8 protein-coding genes are annotated in these 8,922 nt (G+C 67.3%); 5 read left to right on the forward strand and 3 right to left on the reverse strand.

Annotated features, from left to right (window positions below):
* Positions 1-10: 10 nt before the first annotated feature.
* Complete coding sequence (locus tag AWB94_RS27600; protein WP_062655475.1) at positions 11-223, reverse strand: RNA-binding S4 domain-containing protein; 213 nt, start codon at positions 221-223, stop codon at positions 11-13.
* 105 nt (positions 224-328) lie between these two features.
* Between AWB94_RS27600 and AWB94_RS27605 the strand changes: the two genes are divergently transcribed.
* Positions 329-1,651, forward strand: coding sequence for a DNA polymerase IV (locus AWB94_RS27605; protein WP_062655585.1), 1,323 nt, complete (start codon positions 329-331; stop codon positions 1,649-1,651).
* On the opposite strand, the gene AWB94_RS27610 is transcribed toward AWB94_RS27605, so the two are convergent.
* Complete coding sequence (locus AWB94_RS27610) at positions 1,633-2,097, reverse strand: hypothetical protein (protein WP_062655474.1); 465 nt, start codon at positions 2,095-2,097, stop codon at positions 1,633-1,635. The two genes, AWB94_RS27605 and AWB94_RS27610, sit on opposite strands and share 19 nt — an antisense overlap.
* Before the next feature lie 92 nt (positions 2,098-2,189).
* Here AWB94_RS27610 and lspA point away from each other — a divergent pair, with 92 nt between their 5' ends.
* From lspA to AWB94_RS27630, 4 genes are all read left to right on the forward strand, one after another.
* A complete protein-coding gene (gene lspA, locus AWB94_RS27615) occupies positions 2,190-2,831 on the forward strand; it encodes a signal peptidase II (protein WP_062655473.1) in 642 nt (213 codons plus the stop codon).
* Positions 2,828-3,751 (forward strand): RluA family pseudouridine synthase, encoded by a 924-nt coding sequence (locus AWB94_RS27620; protein ID WP_062655472.1) that lies wholly within the window; start codon positions 2,828-2,830, stop codon positions 3,749-3,751. The genes lspA and AWB94_RS27620 overlap by 4 nt, the downstream gene beginning before the upstream one ends.
* A gap of 1 nt (position 3,752) precedes the next feature.
* A complete protein-coding gene (gene rarD, locus AWB94_RS27625) occupies positions 3,753-4,673 on the forward strand; it encodes an EamA family transporter RarD (protein WP_084395037.1) in 921 nt (306 codons plus the stop codon).
* A gap of 84 nt (positions 4,674-4,757) precedes the next feature.
* The gene (locus AWB94_RS27630) at positions 4,758-7,931 is read left to right on the forward strand and encodes an MMPL/RND family transporter (protein ID WP_064961251.1); all 3,174 of its coding nucleotides are present in this window, start codon (positions 4,758-4,760) and stop codon (positions 7,929-7,931) included.
* A gap of 39 nt (positions 7,932-7,970) precedes the next feature.
* On the opposite strand, the gene AWB94_RS27635 is transcribed toward AWB94_RS27630, so the two are convergent.
* Positions 7,971-8,630 carry a class I SAM-dependent methyltransferase gene (locus tag AWB94_RS27635; protein ID WP_062655471.1) on the reverse strand — a complete coding sequence of 220 codons (660 nt, stop codon included), beginning with the start codon at positions 8,628-8,630 and terminating at the stop codon, positions 7,971-7,973.
* Positions 8,631-8,922 lie beyond the last annotated feature (292 nt).

An 8,922-nucleotide genomic window follows, 5' to 3' on the forward strand; every position in this document is an offset into this window, starting at 1 on the left:
GCCGAGGTGCTCAGGGGCGGGCCACCCGCGCCGCGCGCCCGGAGAACGACACCACGTCGCCCGGCCGCAACTGCCTGCCACGGCGGGTGTCCACCTCGTCGTTGACCGACACCAGGCCCTCGGCGATCACCGTTTTGGCGTCCGAGCCGGTGTCGATCAGACCGGCGAGTTTGAGGAACTGCCCCAAGCGGATCGTCTCGTCGCGGATGGGCACGTCGTCCATGGGCAGCCAGCGTAGTCACCCGCCCGGCCGGGCACGTCGGCCCGGACACGTCGGACCCGACCCCTAGCATCGAGGGCTGTGGAGCGCTGGGTCCTGCATCTGGATATGGACGCGTTCTTCGCGTCCGTCGAGCAGCTGACTCGGCCCACCCTGCGGGGCAGGCCGGTCCTGGTCGGCGGGCTGGGCGGGCGCGGTGTGGTGGCCGGCGCCAGTTACGAGTCCCGGGTGTACGGCGCCCGTTCGGCGATGCCCATGCACCAGGCCCGCCGGCTGGTCGGCGCGTCCGCGGTGGTGCTGCCGCCGCGCGGCGCGGTCTACGGGGTGGCCAGTGGCCGCGTGTTCGACACGGTGCGCTCGGTGGTGCCGGTACTCGAACAGCTGTCCTTCGACGAGGCGTTCGGCGAGCCGGCCGAACTGGCCGGTGCGGCGGCCGTCGATGTCGAGAACTTCTGCGCCGCATTGCGCGCCAAGGTGTTGGCCGAAACCGGTCTGGTGGCATCGGTCGGTGCGGGCTCCGGCAAGCAGGTTGCCAAGATCGCCTCCGGTCTGGCCAAGCCGGACGGTATCCGGGTGATCGAGCGCAGCGCCGAACGGGCTCTGCTGGACGGGCTGCCGGTGCGCCGGCTGTGGGGAATCGGCCCGGTCGCCGAGGAGAAGCTGAACCGGCTCGGCATCGAGACCGTCGGCGCATTCGCCGCGCTCACCGACGGCGAGGTTGCCGACATCCTGGGGGGCACGGTCGGTCCGGCATTGCACCGGCTGGCGCGGGGCATCGATGACCGCCCGGTGGCCGAACGGGCCGAGGCCAAGCAGATCAGTGCCGAGTCGACTTTTCCCGAGGATTTGCGCACCCTCGACCAGCTACGCGAGGCCGCCGGACCGATCGGCGAACACGCGCACCGGCGGCTGACCAAGGACGGCCGGGGTGCCCGCACCGTCACCGTCAAACTCAAGAAGTCGGATATGAGCACCCTGACCCGCTCGGCGACCCTGCCCTACGCCACCACCGATGCGGCCACGCTGATCTCCACGGCCCGCCGGCTGCTGCTCGATCCCGTGGAGGTCGGACCGATTCGACTTGTCGGCGTGGGCTTTTCGGGACTGACGCAGGTGCAGCAGGAATCGCTGTTCCCCGACCTCGACCAGGTGCACGACGATATCGCCGAACACCCGGGGTCACCGGCGGCCGCGGCGGCACCGCCGGCGCCATGGCGCATCGGCGACGATGTGGCCCACCAGCGTTACGGGCACGGCTGGTTACAGGGTGCCGGCCACGGGGTGATGACGATCCGGTTCGAGACACGGGCCAGCGGGCCGGGCGTGGCCAGGACGTTCTCCGATGACGACGACGAGATCACCCGCGCCGATCCGGTGGACAGCCTGGACTGGCAGGACTATCTGGCCGGTCTCTACCAGAGCACCGAGTAGGTGGCGGCCAGGATGAATCCGTGCTCGCCGTAGGTGCGGCAGGTCACCGTGCCCTGATAACCGACACCACAACTGGCGCCCCAGTTCTCCAGCCGGTGGCCTTCGGGGAGCACGTCGACGTCACGGGTGAATGTCCGCGGACCCGAGCGGCGATAGCCCGCCGGGGCGCCCGGTTCCACCGCCGTCTGGTCGAATCCGGTGACGTCATAGGGCACCGCATCACAGCCCACCGGGCCGCCGTTCGGCCCGATCCCGCAGCCGCGCCCGTCCGGGGTCTTGAAGAAGACCCAGGAGAAGTCGCTCGCGTCGGGCGACGAATAGTTCCCCTGCGCGATCGGGTAGCCATCGACGGCGTCAGCGTCCGCCGGGGGCTGCGCCGCAGCGGCCGCCATCGGCAGGACGGCGAACAGCGCCGCACCGACCGCGGCGCATCGAAACCGCCTCATCGACCCATCAATACCCGGTGTCGGCGGCGGTTGTCTGCCGTATTGGGCGGCGCGTCCGGCGTCGCCGTCGCGTCGTTTGGGATGATGGACGGGTGACTGACGAAACACCGGCCGGGCCGAGCGCCACACCCGCAACCGACGCGGCCGCGCCGGCGGGCCCTGAGCAGGCCGGCACCGCCGGGCCGGGCTCGCGCCGGCGGATGCGTCTGCTGCTCACGGTCGCCGGCGTGGTGCTGGCGCTCGACGTCGTCACCAAGGTGCTCGCCGTGCACCTGCTGACCCCGGGCCAGCCGGTGTCGATCATCGGTGACACCGTGACGTGGACCCTGGTGCGTAACTCGGGGGCGGCGTTCTCCATGGCCACCGGCTACACCTGGGTGCTCACCCTGATCGCGGCCGGCGTGGTGGTCGGCATCATCTGGATGGGCCGCCGGCTGGTCTCGCCCTGGTGGGCGCTGGGCCTGGGCATGATCCTCGGTGGCGCGCTGGGCAACCTGGTGGACCGCTTCTTCCGCTCGCCCGGCCCGCTGCGCGGCCACGTCGTCGACTTCCTGTCGATCGGCTGGTGGCCGGTGTTCAACGTGGCCGACCCGGCCGTGGTGGGCGGGGCGATCCTGCTGGTGGTGCTGTCGCTGTTCGGCTTCGACTTCGATACCGACGGACGGCGCAGGCCCGAGGAGCCGGCGGCGCAACCGGCCGCCGGGTCGGCGAACGACGCGGATTCACCGGAGTGAGCACCCGCTCGATGCCGGTGCCCGAGGGGCTGGAGGGCATGCGGGTGGATGCCGGATTGGCCCGGCTGCTCGGACTGTCTCGCACCGCGGCGGCGGCGATCGCCGAAGAGGGCGGCGTGGAACTCGACGGGGTGACCGCGGGGAAATCGGAGAAACTGACGGCCGGCGCCTGGCTGGAGGTGCGTATCCCGGACGCCCCGGCGCCGGTCGAGAACACCCCGGTCGACATCGAGGGGATGACCATTCTGTACTCCGACGCCGATATCGTCGCCGTCGACAAACCCGCCGGCGTCGCCGCGCACGCGTCGGTGGGCTGGACCGGTCCCACCGTGCTGGGCGGGCTGGCGGCCGCCGGTTACCGGATCACCACCTCGGGCGTGCACGAACGGCAGGGCATCGTGCACCGGCTGGACGTCGGCACCTCCGGCGTCATGGTGGTGGCCATCTCGGAGCGGGCGTATACGGTGCTCAAGCGCGCGTTCAAACAGCGCACCGTGGACAAGCGGTACCACGCGCTGGTGCAGGGGCATCCCGATCCGACCAGTGGCACCATCGACGCCCCGATCGGCCGGCACCGCGGGCACGACTGGAAGTTCGCGGTCACCGAGCAGGGCAGGCACAGCATCACCCATTACGACACGATCGAAGCCCACGTCGCGGCCAGCCTGCTCGACGTACACCTGGAAACCGGTCGCACGCACCAGATCCGGGTGCATTTTTCGGCGCTGCACCATCCGTGCTGCGGCGACCTGACCTACGGTGCCGATCCGACCCTGGCCAAGAAGTTGGGCCTGGAGCGGCAGTGGCTGCACGCCCGCTCGCTGGCCTTCGCGCACCCCGCCGACGGCAGGTGGATCGAGATCACCAGCCCGTACCCGGCCGATCTGCAGCACGCCCTCGACGTCCTGCGCGACCACTGAGGTGACTCCGGAGCCAAGCGAGCGGGTCAGGCGCGCCGGGTTGCTCTTCGGCGCCGGTGCCTACGGCACGTGGGGGATGTTCCCGGCGTTCTTCCCGCTGCTGAAACCGGCCGGTGCCGTCGAGATCCTGGCCCACCGGATCGTCTGGAGCCTGGTGCTGATGGCGGTGGTGATCGTGCTGGTCGGCCGGCTCGGCGACCTGCGCCGGATGTCCCGGCGCAACTGGCTGCTCCTGACCGCGGCGTCGGCCCTGATCTCCGCGAACTGGGCGATCTACGTGTACGCGGTGAACAACGGCCATGTGGTGGACGCCGCGCTGGGCTACTTCATCAATCCGCTGGTGACGGTGGCGCTCGGGGTGCTGATCTTCCGGGAGCGGCTCAACCGCGCCCAGCTGGCCGCGCTGGCCGTCGCGGTGCTGGCGGTGGTGGTGCTGACGGTGGAAGTCGGGGCGCTGCCGTACATCGGGTTGGGGCTGGCGCTGTCGTTCGGGCTCTACGGCGCGGTGAAGAAGACGGTCGACACCGATCCGCGGGTCAGCGTCGGGGTCGAGGCGGGGCTGGCGGCGCCGTTTGCTCTGGGCTACCTCGGGGTGCTGCAATCCTCCGGTGCGGGCACCCTCACCGGGCATGGTGCCGCCCACGTTGTGCTACTGATGCTGTCCGGTGTGCTGACCGCAATCCCACTGTTGTTGTTCGCTGCCGCGGCACAGCGGCTACCGATGGTGACAATGGGCCTGCTGTTCTACCTGACACCGATCATGCAAATGACGTGGGGTGTGCTGGTCGGCCATGAACCGATGCCGCCCGCGCGCTGGCTCGGGTTTGCACTGATTTGGATCGCACTGGCGGTGTTCAGCGTCGATGCCGTTCTGCGGACGCGGTCAGCGCGCCGCTCGGTTTCCCGAGACGCCAATGTATAAAGAACCTGAGAAGATTGCTGGACCGCGACGATATTGCCCGCCGCGCGGTCAACTCAGCAGCGGAAACATGTAGCCTGGTCCGCAATGTTCAAACGTCCCAAGGTGAGCGCCCATGCCTTCTTGACGGGCAGTGGCCGACTGATCGTCCGCCACCCGGTGCTCATGATCGCCACCTGGGTGGTCATCGCCGGCGCCTTGTTCGCTGCGCTGCCGCCGCTGGCGACCGTCGCGGCGCGTAATCCGCCGGACTTCTGGCCCAAGGATGCCCCCGTGCTGGCCGCCGGCAACCAGATGAAGACGGCGTTCAACGAGGCCGGCGCCAGCAACATGATCGCCGTCATCCTGGTCGACGAGAACGGGCTGAGCAAGGAGGACGAGGCCACCTACCGCACGTTGGTGGACAAACTGCGGGCCAAAACCGATGTGGTGATCGGCACCCAGGACTTCGTGCACATCCCCGAGCTGAAGCCGGCGATGACCAGCAAGGACAACAAGGCGTTCAACCTTCCCGTCAGCTTGTACGGCACGATGGGCACCAGCCAGGGCCAGAAGGCGTACCGCGAGGCCGTCAAGATCATCAACGAGGTCACGGCCAACACCACGCTGAAACCGAGCGTGGTCGGTGCCGCCGCGACCATGGAGGATGTCACCGGCATCGCGCTGCGTGATCAGCACATCATCGAGCTGTCCACCGTCATCACGGTGCTGCTCATCCTGATCATCGTCTACCGCAACATCGTCGCGATGGTCATCCCGCTGCTGACCATCGGTATTTCGCTGGCCACCGCGCAGCAGGTGATCGCCGGCCTCGGTCTGATCGGCCTCGGGCTGGGCCCGCAGACCCTCATGCTCATCACCGGCATGATGATCGGTGCCGGCATCGACTACGCCGTCTTCCTGTTCAGCCGATATCAGGAGTATCTGCGCGGCGGCATGGAATCGGACGCGGCGGTGGTGGCCGCGTTGGTGTCCATCGGGGAGGTGATCGCCGGCTCGGCGGGCACGGTCGCGATCACCTTCATGTCGTTGATGTTCACCCAGCTGGCCGTGTTCTCGACGATCGGTCCCGCGCTGGCCGTCACCATCTTCGTCGGCTTCCTGTCGTCGGTGACCCTGCTGCCGGCGTTCATCGTGCTGGCGGGCCGGCGCGGCTGGGTCAACCCGCGCAAGGACATCACCGGCCGGTTCTGGCGGCTGTCCGGGGTCAACATCGTGCGCCGGCCCTGGCTCAACCTGATCTGCAGCCTGATCGTGCTGATCTCGCTGGCCAGCTGCGCCCTGCTGGTGGACTTCAACTACGACGACCGCAAGAACCTGCCGGTGAAATCGTCCAGCAACGACTCCTACGAGACGATGAACGCGCACTTCCCGGTGAGCAACTCGATGCAGCAGTTCATTGTGATCCATTCGAACAGTCAGGATCTGCGGTCACCGCGGGCGCTCGCCGATATGGAGCAGATGGCCGCGCGGGTGGCCCAATTACCCAACATCGCCGCCGTCCGCGGTATCACCCGCCCCAACGGCGAGATGCTGACCGAGGCCAGGGCCACCCACCAGGCCGGTGAGGTCGGCGAGAAGATGGAGGAGGCCACCAACCTCATCTCGCAGAACGACGGCAACCTGACCGCGCTGACCGACGGTTCCCGCCAGCTCGCCGACGCGCTGAACAAACTCCGGGAGCAGGTCCTGCAGTCGGCGGGTCCACTCAACACCATGCTCAACGCGCTGGTCGAGATCGACAAGGAGTACGGCGGCACCGGCACGATCAGGCGGGCCAGCGCCAGTGCCCAGCTGGTGGACGGGCTGCGCAACCTCGGTAAACAGGTCGGTATCGGGCTGGACGCCGTCGTCACCAATGCGGTGTGGCTGCAGCCGGCCCTGCAGGTGCTCAACGCGGTGCCGTGGTGCTCGATCGACCCGGCCTGTCGGGCGGTGCGCACCGACATGACGAGCCTGCTCAACGCCTACGAGGACGGCACCATGATGCAGCTCAAGGTGGCCGCCCAAGACCTGCAGACCACCGACGACGCCTCGCTGCGCGATCAGCTGTCGGGGATCGACAGCAATCTGAACACGGCCCTGACCGCCGCCGACGAGTTGAAGGCGACCGACCCGGTGGCGCTCAAGGCCCAGCTGGAAACCCTGACCCAGGGCGCGAACCTGCTGGCCGACTCCAGCGAGAAGCTGGCCCAAGGCGTGAAACTTCTGGTGGACCAGACCCGGCAGATGGGCGGCGGCCTGGGGCAGGCCTCGGACTTCCTGCTGGCGATGAAGCGGGACGCCGCCGACCCCTCGATGTCCGGGTTCTACATCCCGCCGCAGATCCTCACCAGGCCCGAGTTCGAGAAGGCCGCCAAGCTGTTCATCTCACCGGATGGCCACACGGCCCGCTACCTGGTACAGACCGCGCTCGACCCGTTCGGCACGGCGGCCATGGATCAGGTCGAGGACATCATCGCGGCGGCCGAAAGTTCGCGTCCCAATACGACTTTGGCGGACGCCGACATCACCATGGTCGGCTTCACCCGTGGCCAGAACGACATCCGCGACTACTACAACGCCGATATCCGCTACATCGTCCTGGTGACGCTGATCGTGGTGTTCTTCATCCTGGTGGTGCTGCTGCGGGCCATCCTGGCGCCGCTGTACCTGGTGCTCACCGTGGTGCTGTCGTACATGTCGGCGCTGGGCATCACCGTCATCGTGTTCCAGTTCCTGCTGAAGCAGCCGATCTTCTGGAACACGCCCGGCGTGACGTTCCTGGTGTTGGTGGCGGTCGGCGCGGACTACAACCTGCTGCTCATCTCCCGGATCAAGGAGGAGGCGCACCGCGGCATGCGGGCCGCGGTGATCCGCACCGTCGGTGCCACCGGTGGTGTCATCACCTCGGCCGGCCTGATCTTCGCGGCATCCATGCTGGCGCTGACGGTCAGCAGCATCGCGGCGGTGGTGCAGACCGGTTTCATCATCGGCATCGGTCTGCTGTTGGACACCTTCCTGGTGCGCACCATCACCGTGCCCGCCATCGCGGTGCTGCTCGGCGACAAGAACTGGTGGCCCGCAACCCCACCGACCAAGAAGAAGGCGTCTCGTAAACGCCGGGCGCCCGTGCCCGTGGGTGCGGCGGCAGGCGCTGCAGGTTCCGGTGCCCGCGACGCCGACTGGTATGACGACGTGGACGACGACGATGCCGACACCGACTTCGGTCAGGCGGCTGCCAACGCGTCGATGGTCACGCGGGCCTGGCGAAGTCAGTGAGGCTGATCCAACGATGTTCGGCAGGCAGCGCGTCGGTGTTCAGACAAGCTTCCTGAAGGCGAAGAAGTCAGCGAAGCTCGTGTTCTCCGGATCCTTTTCCGAGTAAGGATACGGATTCGGGATTCGCTCGATCAGGCCGAAGTCGGATCTGTTCCTTTCGACCCACTTCGTGAATTGCCGGTGCCGGACGTGCGGCGAGGACCAAGGCTTGTCCTCATTGCTGGCGTAGACAATAACGAATTTCGTTGCCGCATCGAACAATTGCCTCATATAGGCGTCGAAGGTGACGTCTTCCACCAGGTGGTAGATCACATCCAGAGACAGAGCCAATTCGGCCCGGTGATTCTCGGTGACTTCACTGGTGTGGAGGAATTGGATCGCAGGGTTGCCCGCGAACATCGCCCGGGTGTTGGCAAGCACCGTTTCCGAAACGTCTACACCGACATAGCTGGGGTATTTCGCCAGCGCCAGTTGTGATCCGTCACCCGACCCGAACTCGATTACACTGTCTATGCCGTTCGCGGCGACGAACTCGTTCAGATAATCCGCCTTGAAGCGAGCGAGCCGGTTGTACGAACCCGCCCCCGAGTTTCCCCCGAGCCGGTAACGCCGCTCCCAATAATCCTGGGAGCTGGTAAAGCGTCGAGACTCACGCAGATTCCACCGCGCTCGATCGATGAGTTGGCCGATACCGTGCATTTACGACTCCCTGGATCCGGTGGCGGAATGTCGGGCAAGAGCGCCGACTCGAGGACGGGTGTGGGTTGTGGTGGTCACTCGGACAGCCATGCCCGACGGGTTTGCATCGCAATAGCGTCATTGGCGGTCCCGGTACCGTCCCACAGCCCGCGATTGGACAAAACGGGGACCGACCACCACAAAGCCGCCGTATCGCGGACTTGCCGGATCTTTGCGGGCTCTTCATGATTGAGGGTGTAGAACGGTCAGCTGCTGTCGGCCTGTGATTGGGGTGTCTGGTTGGCTGGGTGTG

The organism is Mycolicibacterium canariasense, from assembly GCF_002101555.1.
In the GTDB taxonomy this organism is placed as follows: domain Bacteria; phylum Actinomycetota; class Actinomycetes; order Mycobacteriales; family Mycobacteriaceae; genus Mycobacterium; species Mycobacterium canariasense.

Coding starts and splice junctions, on each gene's coding strand:
- AWB94_RS27600 (WP_062655475.1), bottom strand. CDS start 223: ATGGACGACGTGCCCATCCGCGACGAGACGATCCGCTTGGGGCAGTTC.
- AWB94_RS27605 (WP_062655585.1), top strand. CDS start 329: ATGGACGCGTTCTTCGCGTCCGTCGAGCAGCTGACTCGGCCCACCCTG.
- AWB94_RS27610 (WP_062655474.1), bottom strand. CDS start 2,097: ATGAGGCGGTTTCGATGCGCCGCGGTCGGTGCGGCGCTGTTCGCCGTC.
- AWB94_RS27630 (WP_064961251.1), top strand. CDS start 4,758: ATGTTCAAACGTCCCAAGGTGAGCGCCCATGCCTTCTTGACGGGCAGT.
- AWB94_RS27635 (WP_062655471.1), bottom strand. CDS start 8,630: ATGCACGGTATCGGCCAACTCATCGATCGAGCGCGGTGGAATCTGCGT.